The sequence below is a fragment of the Halomonas aestuarii genome (genome assembly GCF_001886615.1).
GTDB classification, from domain to species: Bacteria; Pseudomonadota; Gammaproteobacteria; order Pseudomonadales; family Halomonadaceae; genus Halomonas; species Halomonas aestuarii.
Genome location: NZ_CP018139.1, coordinates 2520565 through 2537310, shown reverse-complemented (window position 1 = coordinate 2537310; position 16746 = coordinate 2520565). Strand labels below are relative to the sequence as shown.

Below are 16746 nucleotides of genomic sequence, written 5' to 3'. Positions count from 1 at the left end.
GTCGTGGCGTGTGAACCGGGGTCGCTTCAGTAGCCACGGGCCCGGTCGACGCCCGTAGCGAGCGGCTGGCCGTCGCGCAGGGCACGGGCGGTATCGATCACCTGCCCCGCCACCACCTCCGTCAGGGTGTCGCTGGCGATGTGCGGGGTGATGCGCAGCCGGTCATCCTGCCAGAAGGGATGGTCGTAGGGCAGCGGCTCGCCGCGGAACACGTCCAGGCTCGCCCCGGCCAGGTGGCCACGCTCGAGGGCCTCGACCAGGTCCTCCTCGACCAGGTGTTCGCCGCGGCCGATCTGCACCAGCCAGGCCCCCGGGGCGAGCGTCGCGAAGAGGGCCCTGCCGAGCACGTCTTCGGTCGCGGCCGTCAGCGGCAGCACGTTGATCAGGTAGTCGGCGCCCGTCGCCGCGGCCGGCACGGCGCCCTCGCCCGTCAGGTAGGTCACGCCCTCGACCGGCGCCTCCGGCGCGTTGCGGCAGGCCACGCGCACGGAAAAGCCGAGCGCGGCCACGGCCTGCACCACGGCACGGCCCATGGTGCCATGCCCCAGCACCGCCACCGTGGCAGAGGCCGGCGCCCGCATGGGCAGCGGCGCCCAGCGCGCCGTGGCGGCGTTGCGCTCCAGGGTGGCGAAATCCCGCTCCCGATGGAGCACCTCGTGCGCGGCAAAGCCGGCCATCAGGTCGGCCTGGTGCGGGTCGCGCACCCGGGCGATCTGGACCGATTCATCGAGGCCGGGATGCGCCAGCAGGGCGTCGACGCCGGCGCCGGTCGACATGGCCAGCGCCAGGTTGGGATAGGGCTCGAAAGCCCGTTCGTTGGGCAGCCAGCAGATCGCGAATCGCACGTCCTCGGGATGGTCGATCTCGTGCGGATGGCGCAGGACAACGTCGCCGGCACCCTCGCGCAGCGCGTCGCCATAGAGGGCCTCGAGGTCGAGCGAATCACTCAAGTAGACGCCCAGGATGGGGGTCGCGTGGCTCATGCAGCTTCCTTCCGTTGTTGTTCGAGGGGCTAGAGGTGCCGATGGGGCGAGAAGGGATTCTGGGCAGCAAGGCCAGAGTCGATCTCCTCGGCAAGCGCCCGGGCAGTGACCGCGGCGAGCGTAAGGCCCAGGTGGCCATGCCCCGTGTTGACCCAGAGCCCGGGGTGGTGGCGGAACCCGCCGACATAGGGCACGCCGTCCGGGGTGGTAGAGCGCGACCCCACCCACGGCGTGCGGATTCCTGCCGCGAAGTGATGCCGCGCGATACGCTCGAGCTGGTCGATGCGCCGCCGGCTCGCCGGGGCATCGTGCCGCGCGAACTCCGAGAGCCCGGCGATACGGATGCCGTTCTTCATGGGCGTGGCGAAGACCCCATGGTTGGCGAGCCCCACAGGCCGCGCCATCTCCAGCGGTGAATCGACAATGGCGTGATAGCCGCGCTCGGACGCGATGGGCAGGTCAACGCCAATCCGCTTCAGCAGGGACTTGGTGGCGTTGCCGGTCGCCAGCACCACCTGCCTCGCCGAGAGCTCGCCGTCCTTCAGCGTGAGGGTGTGTCCCCCGTTGATGGAGCGAATCGCCTCGACGCTGGCCTCCTCGAACTGGCCGCCGATGGCCAGGTAGTGCTCGAACAGGTGCCGGCTGAGGGCATAGGGATCGACGGCAAAGCGGGCGTCGGGATAGAAGACCCCCCCGCTGTGCGTGTTCCTGAGCACCCCGACTTTCTCCCTTACCTCGTCGCCGTCGAGGGGCTCATAGGGAATGTCGAAGGCCTTCTTGTACTGCGCCTCGATGTCCAGGAACTCCTGGAACGACGCCGGCTTCTCGAAGGCCACGACGACCCCCGAGGACTTCACCAGCGACGTGCTGCCCGAGGCCTCGAGCACCGCTTCCCAGCAGCGCCAGGCATCCTTCATCAGCGAGCCCATCGAATAGCCGCTGGCCTCCCACTCCCGCTGCCGCGTGGCGCGCAGGAAGTAGCGGCCGAACTTCGAGAGCCGGAGCGCATAGCTCGACTGGATGGACATCGGGCTGTCCCGGTCGAGCACCATCGGCACCAGGCTCTTCCTGAGGCTAGGGGTGATCAGGGGCATGACGGCATAGTTGGCGATGATGCCGGCATTGCCGTAGGACGTGCCGGCGCCGGGCACGCCGGTGTCCACCAGGCAGGTGTCGTGGCCCTTCCTGGCGAGGGCGATCGCGGTGTTGAGCCCCACGACGCCCGCCCCTACCACAATGATTGAGTGATCCATGACTCGTGCATCCTGAAAGAGCGACGGGGGAGCATGGCTCCCCCGTCGCTCCTGATCATTTCATGTTCCTGGCGTCGTCTGCGTAGAACTTCAGGCTGACGATACCGACGTAGAGTGACGTGGCGATGCACAGGGCACTCACGCCATAGATGACGGCGGAAAAGAGAATCATGACTGGCCCTCCAGGACGGTGTGGATGCTCTGGGTCTGCTTGTCGGTGATCGCCACCAGGACGAAGACCGCGAGGTTGGTGAACACGCCGGCGAGCAACGGAGTGAGACCGGTCAGCTCCTGGAGCGGGAACGGCCCCCAGTTCCACAGTGCGGTGGTGGCCCCGCCCAGCACGATGGCAGACAGCGCGGCACGCTTGCTCATCACGTCGAACAGCACGGCACCGACCAGCGGGATGATCATGGTGGGCGCCCACAGGGCGTAGCTCATCAGCAGCGCATCGACGATGGAGGTGGCCGTCAGGGCGAACAGCGTGGCCGCCACGCCCACCAGCAGGCTGACCCAGCGCTCGATCTTCAGGTGCTGCTTCGAGCTCGCCTCACGGTTGATGTGCCTGGAGTAGATGTCGCGGACGAAGACCACGGCCGTCGAGTTCAGGTAGGAGTCGGCGGTCGACATGACCACGGCCAGCAGCGCCGCCAGCACGAGCCCCGTGATGCCCACCGGCAGGATGTTCTTGACCAGCGTGGGCAGGGCCTGGTCCGGGGAGATGTCCGGGAACATGACCACGGCCAGGACCCCCAGCGTCGCCGTGACGGTGAAGAACATCAGGCCGAACACCCCGGCGAGCATGTAGCCCTTCTGGGCATGCTTGGGGTTCGGCGCGCAGAAGGCCCGCTGGGCATAGGGCTGCACCAGCGCCTCGCCGAGCATGAAGGCGATGAAGATGGTCACGAAGGTGGTGATCTCGTAGCTGCCCATGACGCTGAAATGGCCGTCCGGCAGGCCCGCGACGAGCTCGGCCGGGCCGCCGACCTGCTGCAGGCCGATGATCAGCGTGACGGGCAGGAAGACGCCGAGCAGCAGGAACTGCACGACGTCCGTCTGGATGACCGCCCACATGCCGCCGGCCACCGAGTAGACCATGACGATGACCATGCCGAGCAGGATGCCGGTGGTGATGCTGGTGCCGAGGATCGCCTGGAAGATGGTGCCGATGGCCAGCGCCTGGGCCCCCAGGATGCCCACGCAGAACACCAGCGACAGCACCGCGCTGATCAGGCGGGCGCCGCTGCCATAGTGGGCCTGCATGATGTCGCCCAGGGTCTGGGCGCCGGGATAGCGCTTCAGCCGCGGCGCGATCAGCCAGCCCGACAGGAAGGTCTGGATGGCGAAGCCGGAGGCGGCGAAGAGGAAGACGTAGCCGTCGCTGAAGGTCTGCCCGGCACGGCCCAGGCTGGAGCCGCCGCCCAGGAAGGAGGCAGAAAGCGTCGCGAAGAGGACGGGCCAGATGATCTTGTTGCCCGCGACGGCGAAATCCTCGCTGTCCTTTACCCTGACAGCGCTGTACACCCCGATGCCGATCATCAGCAGGAAGTACAGGGCTATCATCACCCAGTCGATATTGCTCATACGATACCCATTTGTTGTGTATTGGTGCCTGGGCATTCTGGCGGGTCGACCCATAGCTGAGAAGCGCATAACGGCTATGCAGGTATAGCCTCATATTATGCGGCGAACGTCGCATGCCGTGCCGATGCCGCCCTTTCCCCGGGCGCCGGCGTCGTGAAACAAGAGGCCAAACAACGACCTGCTCGACTGAGAACAGAGACGACCGCACAATGGGAAAGACCGCATCGGGATGCTCGACACGGAGCGGACGATGCAGGAGGACTGACGCAGGGACGCCGCGGCTGACCAACTCACGCCCCGGTTCGAGCCCGCACGCCGCCGCCGTTGCCCAGAAATTGCAGCCTCCCCGCCCCAGGCTCCGGAGGCGCAAGGGATGACCGACAGACCGACAAGGAGGCCCCATGGCCGTGATACTGCAGGTGCACTTCCCCTTCCCCGGCCCCTTCGGCGACAAGATGGCCAAGGCCCTCACCCCGCTGGCCAGGTCCATCAACGAAGAACCGGGCCTGCTGTGGAAGATCTGGACGGAGGACGCGGAGCGTGAGCTCGCCGGCGGCATCTACCTGTTCGCCACCCGGGAGGACGCCGAGGCCTACCGTCGGATGCACACCGACCGGCTGGAAGGCATGGGCATCAGCGGCGTCGAGGCGCAGATCCTCGAGACCAACGAGGCGCTGTCGGACATCAATGGCGGCCCGCTCGAGCAGGGCTGAAGGTTTTCTTTTTACGAACCCCGAGACGCCCTGCCCCTGCCCGTCGGGTCACTGTGGCGTTGGGGGAAGATTTCCTGACGCCGCCGGCTTGTCACCGGCTCAGCATGATAGCGGGGAGGTCTGGCAGGATAACAAGCCAGCGGGGCTCGAGTCAGCGACCAAGGGATTATGAGACATACCTAATACATGCCAATACACGCCTCTCCCTTAATTTTCAATGTCTTACATGGCAACCAAATCGCCAATAGTGGCTAACCTATACCTACCCAGTGGACACAACCTGGTCATTCTGCCAACTCACTTACAAAAATCCTAATCTCAAAGATTATTATTAATATTAGCACTGTAAATTGCTATAATTTTATTCTTGGCGAAATCCAAACAAACCTATTTATTATACTTATTTAAATCTTAAAAAATATATCTAAACCTTATCTTTCCAATGAGTGCTATATATTCCATTGATTTGAATAAAATGCTCATATGAATCTACACGCGACTTTGCACTTCCTAGAAGCTCTCGTATTGACAGCTTTTCTGAACTCATTTTTAGCATTTGGTACTTTACAACATCAGGCACTATAACAGAAAATCTTACACTATCTCCATATTCTTTTATTATCATATCATACAAAAACTCAGCCTTGTCTGGGTTGCAATTATAGCCAAAGCAAACTTCTTTAAGTGCCTCTTTCGGAAGCTTTATAAAATTTTCTTTTGCTATCATTCTCCACTCTCTTTCGTAAGACCAATCCTTCTTCTTTGTCCTTAGGGTTTTCCTAATTGCCCCTCCCCTAACTTTCTTATCAAGAACTCTACATGGATATACCATAGGAGTCATATCATTACTATTGTATCTGACCTTGTAGATTGGAAAAGAATTTTCATCTATATCATATTTTAAGCATACTCCCTGCATTTTATCTGCATAATGCCCCCACATGAGAGGATTGATCAATACTTTTTCTTCTGAGAACGAACACACCTTGTACTCACTTTGCTCATACTTAATCAAATTAAATATTGCACTCACAAACCCTTGTTTTCTATCTGCATTAAACCCACTATCTGTGCTATAAATATTATTTAAGACGGAAGAAAAATAATCTCTCTTCTCTGGGGTCTCTAAAACCTCTTTGTGGTACTTCTCCAATCCTTTTTCAACTTCCGACGCCTTTTCAGAAAACTCTTTTGACTTTATACAAAAAGAAAACTCCATAGCATCATTAAGGTTTAAAGGGTGGTTCAAAAAAACTTGGCTCCTGAAAATATTTTGTATTAACCACTCATCGACACAACAGAACTTAACCAACTCCATTGGAGCAACCCCATTTTATAAAATTCCAAAAAAAACTACCCTCTCATAACTTCTTGACCACAAAAAATATTTATCAGTGAACATTAAACCCATGTGCTTCCATAATATTAACCAGAGACTTTGATTCTTCGCAAAGTCTATCATGTAGTTCTCGTATTTCATCGACAGTCATTTCAGCCCTTTCTCTATGCCGCTTACTTCTGTGAGATTCTACCAGAACCTTAGGATCACCCTCTCGGCTTGAAAAAACTCCATGAACTACAATATTCCTCTTGTTTATTATTCCATTCTTCCCCTCAATACGATTTTTCATCGTATTGACGAATTCTTTTAGCTCATGGTGTGTATCATAATGTTTTAGAAGCTCAACTGCCATGTCGAGCCTAGGCCTAATATCCAAGCTCCCCGTGACAATTTTACCTGCTTCCTTATCAATATTAAGAACACCCCAGATTATATTGGATACCAGATAATCTAGATACGAGTATTGAAAACAGACATACCCAATAAGCGAAGCCCGCTCATGGATATCATGCATATCACTTCCCATAAAAACATCACCACTATTAGTTTAAATCACTCAAGGCCGACCTCATATCCCTTGAGCCTTGCCTACTTGGAACCATGTTGCCAGTGTTCTTCCAGCTAATCAAAATATTTCCATTCCTACTTCTACTTTTCTACATGAAGCTTTGCTTAGTATTTATCCCGCTTTTCTCTAGCCTATCTTTCAAAGCCAAAGACTCAAGCCTAATCTGTTCTGCTCTGGCTAAGTTATAGGAAACTTCAGCTCTTCGAATTTTTACATCTTCTTCGAACCATTCCCTCCGCGATGTCACATAAATATAAAAACACCACATAAAAAAAATGACGATGACCAGTCCGATCACCGCCCCTATAGCTTCGAAAAACAACCATTGATTCATGTAATATTCAAAACTACGCATCCCTGTACTCCTTCTTCCTTATGTATATTGCTGCTCAAGGCCGACCTCCTATCCCTGGAGCCTGCCGCCCTGGAACCACCTTGCCCCTGCCTTCCTGGCTAGTCGGTATCCGTCCCTGTCTGCTTGAGCGTCTTCCGCGCCTTCTCTATCTCGGGGCTTACCTGCCCACCAGCTTCATTCACCTCGCCGGTCATTAGCCACAGTGTGTATTTGCTGAATGCCGTACTGACTTGAGCCAATAGCTTTCCAGATGGTCCGCTTCGACCATTCTCAATGTTTATTAGCGTTTGCTTTGGTATGCCCGTCAAATCGCTGAAAGCCTGACGCCCCAAGCTCTCAGCCTCACGAATCTCACGCACTTTTTTGCCTAAGTCACTTGACATGTTGCCTGATTAGCCTATAGTCAGATCTAACAACTGTTGTTAGATCAGCATACATGCGATCAGACAACAGCGATTCCATTAGCAAAGCCTAGCACAGGCGAAGAAAGGCAGGTGACGACATGGAAGAGAACAAAGCGCCCCAGGTCCCGGCCCATGTGCCACTGATGACCCTCGAGCGTTTCTCGGAGCTCTCCGGCCTCGAGGAAGGCGTGATCTACGGCCACATCCGTCGCGGCTACCTGCCTTCCGTCAAGCTGGGCAAGTACCGGCTCATCAACATCGCCATGCTCCAGGCGCAGTGCCTCCAAGGGGAGGACTGGTCATGAGCCGCTACAGCCTCAACATCGCCCGTATCGGTCGCGGTTCTGGTGCCTCTGAAGGCGAGCACGACCTCGTCAACGTCCTGGTCGATGGTCACCTCCGGCGCGGCCTCGCCTCTGCCTCCCTCGCCCCGGAAGGCCATGACGGCCGCCCGCACTGCTGCACCGTCAAGGTGCCGCCCTGCGATCTGGTCGACCGTGCTCCCCTGGCTCGCTTCGCCGACCACAACCACCTGACCACCCGCGAAGGCCTGCGCTTCTACACCTTCGCCACCCGCGTGGAAGCCCTCGCCTTCCTGCGCAGCCTTTACGGCATCGACGCCCCTCAGCCCGAGCCCGTCGACGCCATCACCGTTTCACCCCGTAGCGTCCCTGCCCCTTCAGCCCGGAACGTCGTTCCTTCTCCTGTCCCCGCTCCCATCGGGACGGCCTACCGGGCTGCTTTTTACGGCACCGCTGTCACGCCCCACCTGTTCAAGAGGAACACCCAATGACCACCGCCAACGGCAAGAAGCGCCCCGTTCGCGTGTTCCTGGACGGTCAGGACTACTCGACCCTGCTCATCCAGGCCGGCACGCACCAGGTCACCCCTTCCGTCATGGGCGAAATGCTCATGCAGGACGGCCTGAAACGACTGCAGCGCGGCGACTACGCGGCCCTGGGCCTCTGCACCGAAGAGCCCGCGTCTCAAGGTTCTGGCTCCTGATCATGTTTTCCCCTGCCCGTCACCCGTCGCCCGTCGGTCGCACGGCTCCCCGAGTCGGCGACGGCCACCCCGTCACACCTCGCGCAGCGACGGTTGACGGGGTGGTCGGAGGCGACTGCCGTGCAGATCGACCGGCGGGCACGGGGGCGGTGCAGGGGATCCCCTGCCCGGAGCCTAGAGCCTTGAGGGAGCGGGCTTCCCGCTGCCACCACGGGCGCGACTACGGTCGGGCCGCGCTGCTCTACCGCCTGGCCGAATACCTCACCCTGGAGACGGAAGGTCCGTCCCCGGATACCACCGAGCTAGCGGCTCTCGCTGAGCACTGCGAACAGCTCACCAAAGCCCACGCCATGAAAGGAAGGACCACACCATGATCAACACCATTCAGGCCCGCGTTCTCGGCGCCATGCGCTACGAAATCGACAACGGCACCAAGGGCGCCAAGCTCACGCTCATGAACGAGGCCGACCCCAACAACGAGAACCGCGTCGGCTTCGAGGTCATGACCATCTCGGCCCCCTACGAGATTCTCGACCAGCTGCGGGCCCACGCCCCGCACATGCCCTGCAACCTCGAGATCGACGCCGAGATGCGCACCACCGGCGGCAAGATGACCATGCACGCCCTCGCCGTTCGCAAACCGTCAGCCACCGGCCACAGCGGGTCTCCCGCCAAGGCCGATGCCAAAACCGCGTAACCAGGATACCGAGCCATGGACACTAGCCAGTTCGACAGTCTGTGGCTCCTCGGTTATTGCGCCGCGCTCGTTATCTGTTTCGGGCTCGGCGCGATAAAGGGGGGTCAACGATGAGCGCCACGCAGATCGTCGGCACCCTCATGGGCGCTTATGCCCTCGGGTGGGCCTTCGGGGCCACCCTTCTCTACCTCAAACGCTTCATGGAGATGTCCATATGAAATCCGCACTTCGCAAGCTCGGCCACGCCGCCCGCAACCGCTACACCCAGGCCGGCGCCGGTATCACCGCCCTGGTCGTGGCCGGCACCGCCAACGCCACCGAGCCCACCGCCGCTGAAGCGGCCTTCACCGCCCTGCAGTCCGAAGCCGATGCCATGGCCGGTTACGCCTGGCCGGTGGTGGCCGGGATCGTCGGCTCGCTGCTCGCCATCGGCCTGTTCAAGAAGTTCGCCAACAAGGCGACCTGATCCACCCCGCCCCTGGGCGGTTCAAGCCGGGGGCCTTCGGGCCCCCTTTTGGTCAGCACCCTGGGAATTCATGTCATGTTTCGTTCTCTGCTCCTGGTCGGCTTTCTTCTCATGATTCCCCTGGATGCCTTCGCCGGATATGTCGGCATTGGTTATGCGAAGTCCTATTACGCTTACGGCGGTTGTACATCTGGCATGTATGCCGATGCCATGTCGAAAGCTCATGACAAAGGCGCCAACTCAACGTCTTATTCCCTGCCTTATATTATTACTCAGCAAGAATGCAAACCGTATGCGGGTCAATACTTCGCCTCGTATTATGTTTACCGTTATAGCGGAAGTGGCGATATCTTTTCATATCCTCAAACATCATTTATTGAGCCTGCTGGACTGGTATATACCGACGAGCAATGTATTGCCCGCTATGGCGAGTCATCCACATCCACCGGACAAGTCGAAGATGGTTCCGGCAATGGATGTGGTGGACCTCCCACGACCGACGAATACTGCCTTTCCCTCGACCCTGAATACCTTAAAGCTCCTGAAGGCGCCAGTATCGGTGACATCGTGTCTTATCAGGGGTGTGAGTGGCAGTATCAGTCCGGCACATCAGGTGAGACGATTACCTATCCCAATGGACAGTTTTCCGCTTGGTATGAGCCCATCGGCAAAGTCCCGGAAGCCCCTGATTCTTCCACCGATCTCGACCCCGAAGCTGATTACATGCAATCCAATTTGTATGATCCGCATTATTCAGAAATCGAGCCGACGACTGATACCTCTCTCGACTGCCCCTGGTCCTATGTCACCGACAACAACGGCGACTCTTTTTGTTATACCGGTGAGGATGCCAACACGGGGGGAGCTGAATACCCCGACACTTCTACACGTGTTGATCATTATGATGGGTCTTATACGATTACCGAGCCTGACGGCACTACCACCGAATACAACGCCGATGGCGGCCTGAAATCTCCCACCTCTGCTCCAACTACCGCCGACGGCCAGGAATACGGCGACGATGCCGACGGCATTATCAAGGCGATCTCCAGCCTCAAGAACGCCGTCAACGACGGCTTCGACGGCATCGTCGACAAGTTCAGTGATTATGTGGACGACACCGTTAAGTCCATCGCCGACCAGGGCCCGACCGGTGACAACATCGAGGACGTCGGCACCCCGGAAGAGAACCTGTCCAAAGCCACCGGCGCCCTCGAAGGGGCCAAGGACAACCTCATGTCGCGTATCGATGGCACCGATTCAGAGTTCGGCAGCCTCTACGCCACCATGCAGGGCTATTGGAGCAGCTTCTTTCCCTCTATCCCCGAGCCGGCATGTTCTCCCCTGGTCTTTGCCCAGGGCACGCCCTACAGCTTCACCATCCAGTGCGACGTGTTCGACATGATCCGCGAAGCCCTCGCCTGGATCCTCTACGCCCTCACGCTCTACGTGATTATCGCCACCATGTTCTCGGCGCGGCCGAGTTGATCTAGGAGGATTCTCCATGGCCGCACCTGTCGCTGCGATTGCGGGTATCTGGGCCGCCCTGGTGGCCGCCATTGCCAAGGGCAATGTTGCCGCGCACTTCACCATCTTCTATTGGAAGCTCGGCGTTCGAGTCGTCCTGTTCACCATCAAGGTCGCCGCCCTGCTCGCCATCATCTCGTTGCTGGCCAACGGCGTGATGGATCTGTTCGACACCTTCACCGTCGTCTTGCCGCCCATGCTGGGCGATGGCATCGAGCGGATCCTGCCCGGCAACTTCGTCACCTGCCTATCGGCCATCATCGCCACCAAGGCCCTGGTCTTCATCTTCGGCATTTCCAGCAAGCTCATTTCCATGTTCCTGGCGGACTTCTGACATGGCCGTTTACGTCGTCACCGGCAAACTCGGCGCGGGGAAAACCCTGGTCGCGGTCGGCAAGATCAAGGACAAGCTCCAGCGCGGCTGCAAGGTCGCCACCAACCTCGACCTGAACCTCGACAAGCTGATCGGGGAGAAGGCGCGGCAAACCCGCTGCTACCGGATCCCTGACAAGCCCACCCTCGAGGACCTGGAAGCCATCGGCACCGGTACCGACGCCTACGACGAGTCGCAGAACGGTCTGCTGGTGCTCGACGAGTGCGGCACCTGGTTCAACTCGCGCTCCTGGGCCGACAAGTCCCGCCAGGCGGTCATCAACTGGTTCCTGCACGCCCGAAAGCTCGGCTGGGACATCATCTTCCTGATCCAGGATCTCTCGATCATGGACAAGCAGGCCCGCGTGGCCCTGGCCGAGCATGTCGTCTACTGCCGGCGCCTGGATCGCGTCTCCATCCCCCTGGTCGGCGCCCTCTGGTCGCTGTTCGCCGGGGGCAAGCTGCCCATGCCCAAGCTCCACCTCGGCATCGTCAAGTACGGCGACAGCCCGCAGAGCATGGTGGTCGAGCGCTGGACCTACACCGGCCGGCACCTCTATCCCGCCTACGACACCAAGCAAGCCTTCTCCGACAGCTACCCCCACGGCACCTATTCCTTTCTGCCGCCCTGGTACACCCATGGCCGTCTTCGGGTGCCTCGGAATGCGAGGTTCTACATGCGAATGACCCGGATCTACTGGAAGCGCTTCAACCGGCCCTTCCTCACCCTGGCCAGCTTCGGCCTCGGCGTCTTCCTCACGGTTTCCGTCCTGGTGGTCGACCAGGTCAACGCCCGCGCCCCAGAGACAACGGAAACCCTCTCAGCCCCCGAACTCAGCCAGTTCGAGGGGTTGCGCATCACCAGCTACGCCCGCCTGGGCGACTCCACCGTCTACCGCCTGACCGATGGCGACCAGCGCACCCTGACCAGTGACGACCTCAACCGCCAAGGGCTTCACGTCGTCCCGCTCGATGCCTGCCGCCTCCGTCTGCACCGAGGACAAGACCATGTCGAGATCCACTGTTAACCACACCCTGATCGCCTTTCTCTTCGCCTCGCTGTCGTCGATCGCTTACGCCATCCCGATCGAGATGGCGGACACCGATGTGCGAGATTTCGCACGCTGGTATGCGGACAAGGCGGACATGCCCTTGGTCATCGACCCTACGGTACAGGGCTCGTTGACCGTCTACGCCGACGACGTCCCCGAATCCCAGCTCGATGACTTCGTAGCAGGGGTGCTGCGCGCCAACGGCTACGAGATCCTGCACGGCAACCCGCCTCTGCTGCTCCCCCTCGAGGAGCCGCCCCAGGACTTCACCCAGCACCTGGACGTGCCCCAGCCGCCCCAGGCGTCCCGCGTCATGGCCCTGAACAACGTCCGCGCCGATGATCTGGCCCCGCTGGTCGCCGCCTATCTGAATGCCACTCAGGGCCCCGCGACCACCGCCGCCCGCGCCCAGGTCATCCACGCCTCCAACGCCCTGCTCGTCAGTGGTCCCCAGGACCGCCTGGACGACCTCGAGCAGCTACTCCCGCAACTCGACGTCCCGCACCCCCAGGTGCTGATTCAAGCCGTGATCTTCGAAATGGTGGAAGGCGATACCTTCGACCTCGGCGTCGCCTTCGGGAACGCCTCGAGCACGCCAGTAGCCGGTGGCTTCAACACCCGCAACCTCGACAACGGCCTGTCGCTGCCCGGCGCCTCCTTCGGGATCTTCGACCGCAACATGCTGGCCCTCGCCATCAACGCCCTCCAGCGCAACAGCAATGCCCGTGTGCTCTCCACGCCCCAGGTGCTGTCGCTGTCCGGGCTCACCGGGCGGATCTCCGTCGGCCAGAACGTCCCCATCATCACCGGCCGCATCACCGGGGAGGCCGCCGACATCGAGAACCCCTTTCAGACCATTGAGCGCAAGGACATCGGCGTGACCCTCAACGTCACCCCGGTCGTCACTGCATCCGGCCTGATCGTCATGGATGTCAGCACCACCGCCGACAGCCTTACCGACTCCCTGGCGGCCGCCGACATCGTCACCAACCAGCGCAGCATCAACACCACCGTCCAGATCCAGTCCGGCCAGACGGTGCTCCTGGGCGGGCTGGTCAGCGAGAACACCACCGAATCCGTGAGCGGCGTCCCGGTCCTCAGCAAGATCCCCGGCCTCGGGGCCCTGTTCCGCTCCACCTCGACCAGCACCGAGCACCGCAAGCTCTACGTCCTCCTCCAAGCCACGGAGATCACCCGCCATGACGTCTGATACCCGCAACACCTGGATCCCCTGGGGCCAATGGCTCGCCGTCGGCGCCATGACCCTCGAGCACCTGGTCCGCTTCCTGCTGCCCGAGGCCAGCCCCCTCACGCCCTGGGCCATCCTCCTCGGGCGCATCGCCCTGCCGCTGTTCGCCGCCATGGTCGCCTGGCACGCCGTGCACAACACCCGCGACCCGCTTGGCTACGCCCTGCGGATGCTGGCCATCGCCCTCATCGCCCAGCTGCCCTTCGCCCTGGTCACCGGCAGCGACAAGCTCAACGTCATCTTCACCCTGGCCCTGGGGCTTCTGCTCACCGTTCCCCTGGTTCGCTCGGATCGTCTCACCTTCGCCCTCGCCCTCGGCTTCGCCATCGCCGCCACCGTCATCGCCCCTGCCCTGGAATACGGTGTCCCGGGTCTGCTCCTGGTCCCCGCATTCGCCCTGGCCTTCCAGCCCGTCCCCGACCACTGGCGCCCGATCCTCTCCATCCCGGCCGCCCTGGTCGCCTTTCAGCTCAACCCCAGCCTGGTCTTTAACCTGGTCAGCCTGTCCACCGCGCTCGGCCTGCTGCTGCTCTTGATGCGTGGTGCCGGCCATGTCAGCGCCCGGCTCACGGCCATGCCTCGCTCGCTCTGGCTCTCCTGGTACCCGGTTCACTTCCTGGTCATCGCCGCCGTCCAGCCACTCACCGCCGCCCTGGGATGACCGATGCACAGCCGACGGGACGACATGGCGCCACTCCACACCCGAATCCATCGACCAGGGATCCGGCGTCATGGCGGCACGTTGGCAGACGGACGAGACCCTCCCTGTAGCACGTCTCGCAGAGTGACAACGAAAACCGCGATAACACGCCAATAACTGTCTTTACGGGGTATCAAGAAATGAAGCGATGGGAACGCTATTCACTCGAATCGCTGGCACGCGGAGAGCAGGACCCCGGTGGTCGGCTCTTCCTCAGCTCCAGGGGACAACAGGAGCTCGACGGCCTGCGAATCCTCAACGCCGGGGTCGACACCGTGCGGCAGCTGTACCGGGGCCAGCCTTGCCTGTCCCAGTTCGATGAGATCATCCGGGCCTACCAGGAGGGACGTGGCACCACCATTGAGCTTTTCGGCACCCTGTGGGGCATCGGGGCCGGCTCTGCCGGCTCAGGCTTCCGCTACCGGCTCCAGAACAACGACCTCGGCGTGATCGTCTTCCTCCAGGCCCGACACACCAAGGTCGACCAGGTCGGTACGCACGTGAAGATCGAGCTATCCCCACACTTCATCCAGGAGCGCACCCCGGCCGACTGCCAGGCCTTCATGGATCACATCGCCTCGCACCTGCTGGCCCAGCTCGAGCACGCTGGCTGCGCCGTCCACCTCGCCCTGGACGTCCAGGGTTGGCAACCGCCCACTAACCTCATGGACCGCTTCGTCACGCGCTCCAAGCGCATCACCCGCCTCAACGCCATCGATAACCTGGAGATCACCTCCGGGGAGGTCGCCGCCCAATACGGCTATGGGCAGAGCTTCCTGTTCGGTACCGCCGGTGCCCTGCAGTGCGCCATCTACAACAAGACCCGCGAAGCCCACCACCGCGACAAGCTCCACTTCTGGGAAGGGCTCTGGAAGGACGCTACCCGCGATGACCTGTCACCCGCCTACGACCCCGAGCAGGACGTCTGGCGGATCGAGATGCGCTTTCACCAGTCCGTGCTCCGCGAGTTCGCCCTCGGGATCCCGTGCAACGTCGACACCGGCGAAGTCCTCGACAGCGCCCACGGCTTCCACCGCTTCGCCGATGTGGTGCCCCACCTCACAGGCCTCTGGCGCACCGCCATGCAGTCCTACCGGCTCGACACCTGCCGCAACCTCATCGACCCCACCTGGCAACTGCTCCAGGACGACCCGCGCTTCTACGCCCACGAACCGCACTTCCTCTACAAGCGCGCCCGCAAGGCCCCTGGTCTGGGCAACGAGAAGAACGTCTGCCTGGCCTTCGGCAACCTCATCTCGATCTATGCCCGGCAGGGCTTCCGCACTCACCGGGCCATCCAGTTTCTGCAGCGCTCCGGCATGTGGGACGACCTCGCCGAATACTATCGACGCCGCGGCATTGACTCGGGCGCCTTCCGGCTCCTGGTCGAGCAGAAATTGATAGAGCGACGATTGCTGGGGAAGGCCGCATGATCAGGAAGGTGAAGACCGGCTGGCAGGTCGATATCCGACCCGAGGGAGCGTTTGGCCGACGCATACGTAAGACATTTCCTACCCAGGTCGAAGCCAAACGCTTCGAAGCCGTCACCCGCGCCAAGGCAGCAGCGGGACAGGACTACCTGCCCCCCAAGCGCGACAAGCGCCGCCTCTGGGATCTCGCCCAATACTGGTACGACATGCACGGCGCGACGCTCAGTGATAACCGTTGGCGCTTCGCCAAGCTCCGCCAGCTCGTCGACCTCATGGGCAACCCCCAGGCCATCACCATCACCCCCAGCGATGCCGCACGCTTCCGGCAACAGCGACTCGCCCAGGGCTTGTCACCCAATACCGTCAACCATGACATCAGCTACCTCCGCGCCGTCTTCAACTTCGCCATCCGTATGGACGAATGGTCCCACGGCAACCCCTTCGCCAAGCTGAAGTCACTACGGCTTCCGGAGCGTGAGCCCTCCTACCTCAACCAGGAGCAGATAGACGCCCTCTTCCAGGAGCTGCGCAACGCCCGCAACCAGGACGTCCACCTGATCGCCTCCATCTGCCTCATGACCGGCGCCCGCTGGAGCGAAGCCCAGCACCTGAGATCCGAATATGTCAGGGAAAGACGCATCACCTTTGTGAACACCAAGAACGGCAGGACCAGGACGGTACCCATCGACCAGGATCTCTACCGGCAACTCCGCCAGCATGGGCCCTCGATTGGTCGCCTCTTCCCTCGTGACAGTTACCTGGCCTTCACCAGGGCGCTACAGCGCAGCGACGTCCAGCTCCCCAAAGGGCAACGCACCCACGTCCTCCGGCATACCTTCGCCAGCCACTTCGTCATGAACGGCGGGAACCTGCTCACGCTCCAGAAGATCCTGGGCCACCAGTCGATCCAGATGACCATGAGATATGCACACCTGTCCCCCGACCACCTATTCGAAGCGGTCAAGTTCGGGCCGAAAGCACCGGATGGACACAATGTGGACATATCGCCCCAAGAACCGGGCGAGGAAGGCGGAAAGGCAAGGTAA

At 60.7% G+C, this 16746-nt stretch carries 21 protein-coding genes; 14 read left to right on the top strand and 7 right to left on the bottom strand.

Annotated features, from left to right (window positions below; translation table 11 throughout):
* Positions 1–26 precede the first annotated feature (26 nt).
* The 3 genes from BOX17_RS11830 to BOX17_RS11820 form a co-directional block, all read right to left on the bottom strand.
* Positions 27–983, bottom strand: a complete 957-nt coding sequence (locus BOX17_RS11830; protein WP_071944787.1) for an NAD(P)-dependent oxidoreductase — start codon at positions 981–983, stop codon at positions 27–29.
* 29 nt (positions 984–1012) lie between these two features.
* Positions 1013–2236, bottom strand: a complete 1224-nt coding sequence (locus tag BOX17_RS11825) for an NAD(P)/FAD-dependent oxidoreductase (RefSeq protein ID WP_071944786.1) — start codon at positions 2234–2236, stop codon at positions 1013–1015.
* Positions 2237–2404: 168 nt separating this feature from the next.
* Positions 2405–3820, bottom strand: coding sequence for a sodium:solute symporter family protein (locus BOX17_RS11820; RefSeq protein WP_071944784.1), 1416 nt, complete (start codon positions 3818–3820; stop codon positions 2405–2407).
* Positions 3821–4221: 401 nt separating this feature from the next.
* Between BOX17_RS11820 and BOX17_RS11815 the strand changes: the two genes are divergently transcribed.
* Positions 4222–4533, top strand: a complete 312-nt coding sequence (locus BOX17_RS11815) for a monooxygenase (protein ID WP_071944782.1) — start codon at positions 4222–4224, stop codon at positions 4531–4533.
* Between the two features lie 424 nt (positions 4534–4957).
* On the opposite strand, the gene BOX17_RS16575 is transcribed toward BOX17_RS11815, so the two are convergent.
* From BOX17_RS16575 to BOX17_RS17285, 4 genes are all read right to left on the bottom strand, one after another.
* On the bottom strand, positions 4958–5782 hold the full coding sequence (locus BOX17_RS16575) for a DUF2971 domain-containing protein (RefSeq protein WP_164508637.1): 825 nt from the start codon (positions 5780–5782) through the stop codon (positions 4958–4960).
* A gap of 142 nt (positions 5783–5924) precedes the next feature.
* On the bottom strand, positions 5925–6389 hold the full coding sequence (locus BOX17_RS16830; protein WP_125925562.1) for a hypothetical protein: 465 nt from the start codon (positions 6387–6389) through the stop codon (positions 5925–5927).
* Between the two features lie 142 nt (positions 6390–6531).
* Complete coding sequence (locus BOX17_RS16825) at positions 6532–6798, bottom strand: hypothetical protein (RefSeq protein ID WP_125925560.1); 267 nt, start codon at positions 6796–6798, stop codon at positions 6532–6534.
* Between the two features lie 98 nt (positions 6799–6896).
* A complete protein-coding gene (locus BOX17_RS17285) occupies positions 6897–7181 on the bottom strand; it encodes a helix-turn-helix transcriptional regulator (RefSeq protein ID WP_071944778.1) in 285 nt (94 codons plus the stop codon).
* 119 nt (positions 7182–7300) lie between these two features.
* On the opposite strand from BOX17_RS17285, the gene BOX17_RS11800 reads away from it, so the two are divergent.
* The 13 genes from BOX17_RS11800 (at position 7301) to BOX17_RS11745 (ending at position 16746) form a co-directional block, all read left to right on the top strand.
* Positions 7301–7507: a DNA-binding protein gene (locus BOX17_RS11800; RefSeq protein WP_071944776.1), complete on the top strand. Its 207-nt coding sequence runs from the start codon at positions 7301–7303 to the stop codon at positions 7505–7507.
* On the top strand, positions 7504–7995 hold the full coding sequence (locus BOX17_RS11795) for a hypothetical protein (RefSeq protein ID WP_071944775.1): 492 nt from the start codon (positions 7504–7506) through the stop codon (positions 7993–7995). Before BOX17_RS11800 ends, BOX17_RS11795 begins: the two co-directional genes overlap by 4 nt.
* On the top strand, positions 7992–8207 hold the full coding sequence (locus tag BOX17_RS11790) for a hypothetical protein (protein WP_071944773.1): 216 nt from the start codon (positions 7992–7994) through the stop codon (positions 8205–8207). Before BOX17_RS11795 ends, BOX17_RS11790 begins: the two co-directional genes overlap by 4 nt.
* A 370-nt stretch (positions 8208–8577) precedes the next feature.
* A complete protein-coding gene (locus tag BOX17_RS11785; RefSeq protein ID WP_071944771.1) occupies positions 8578–8904 on the top strand; it encodes a hypothetical protein in 327 nt (108 codons plus the stop codon).
* Positions 8905–8919: 15 nt separating this feature from the next.
* The gene (locus tag BOX17_RS17280) at positions 8920–9018 is read left to right on the top strand and encodes a tail virion protein G7P-2 (protein WP_425268693.1); all 99 of its coding nucleotides are present in this window, start codon (positions 8920–8922) and stop codon (positions 9016–9018) included.
* 100 nt (positions 9019–9118) lie between these two features.
* Positions 9119–9370: a major coat protein gene (locus BOX17_RS11780; protein WP_071944770.1), complete on the top strand. Its 252-nt coding sequence runs from the start codon at positions 9119–9121 to the stop codon at positions 9368–9370.
* Positions 9371–9445: 75 nt separating this feature from the next.
* On the top strand, positions 9446–10858 hold the full coding sequence (locus BOX17_RS16820; RefSeq protein ID WP_125925558.1) for a hypothetical protein: 1413 nt from the start codon (positions 9446–9448) through the stop codon (positions 10856–10858).
* A gap of 16 nt (positions 10859–10874) precedes the next feature.
* Entirely contained in the window at positions 10875–11231 is a 357-nt protein-coding gene (locus BOX17_RS11770; protein WP_071944766.1) for a DUF5455 family protein, read from the top strand.
* A gap of 1 nt (position 11232) precedes the next feature.
* Positions 11233–12297 (top strand): zonular occludens toxin domain-containing protein, encoded by a 1065-nt coding sequence (locus tag BOX17_RS11765; RefSeq protein ID WP_071944764.1) that lies wholly within the window; start codon positions 11233–11235, stop codon positions 12295–12297.
* Positions 12278–13531 carry a secretin N-terminal domain-containing protein gene (locus BOX17_RS11760; RefSeq protein ID WP_071944762.1) on the top strand — a complete coding sequence of 418 codons (1254 nt, stop codon included), beginning with the start codon at positions 12278–12280 and terminating at the stop codon, positions 13529–13531. Before BOX17_RS11765 ends, BOX17_RS11760 begins: the two co-directional genes overlap by 20 nt.
* On the top strand, positions 13521–14231 hold the full coding sequence (locus BOX17_RS11755; RefSeq protein WP_071944760.1) for a TraX family protein: 711 nt from the start codon (positions 13521–13523) through the stop codon (positions 14229–14231). Before BOX17_RS11760 ends, BOX17_RS11755 begins: the two co-directional genes overlap by 11 nt.
* 179 nt (positions 14232–14410) lie before the next feature.
* Complete coding sequence (locus BOX17_RS11750) at positions 14411–15703, top strand: hypothetical protein (RefSeq protein ID WP_071944758.1); 1293 nt, start codon at positions 14411–14413, stop codon at positions 15701–15703.
* Positions 15700–16746, top strand: a complete 1047-nt coding sequence (locus BOX17_RS11745) for a phage integrase (RefSeq protein WP_071944756.1) — start codon at positions 15700–15702, stop codon at positions 16744–16746. Before BOX17_RS11750 ends, BOX17_RS11745 begins: the two co-directional genes overlap by 4 nt.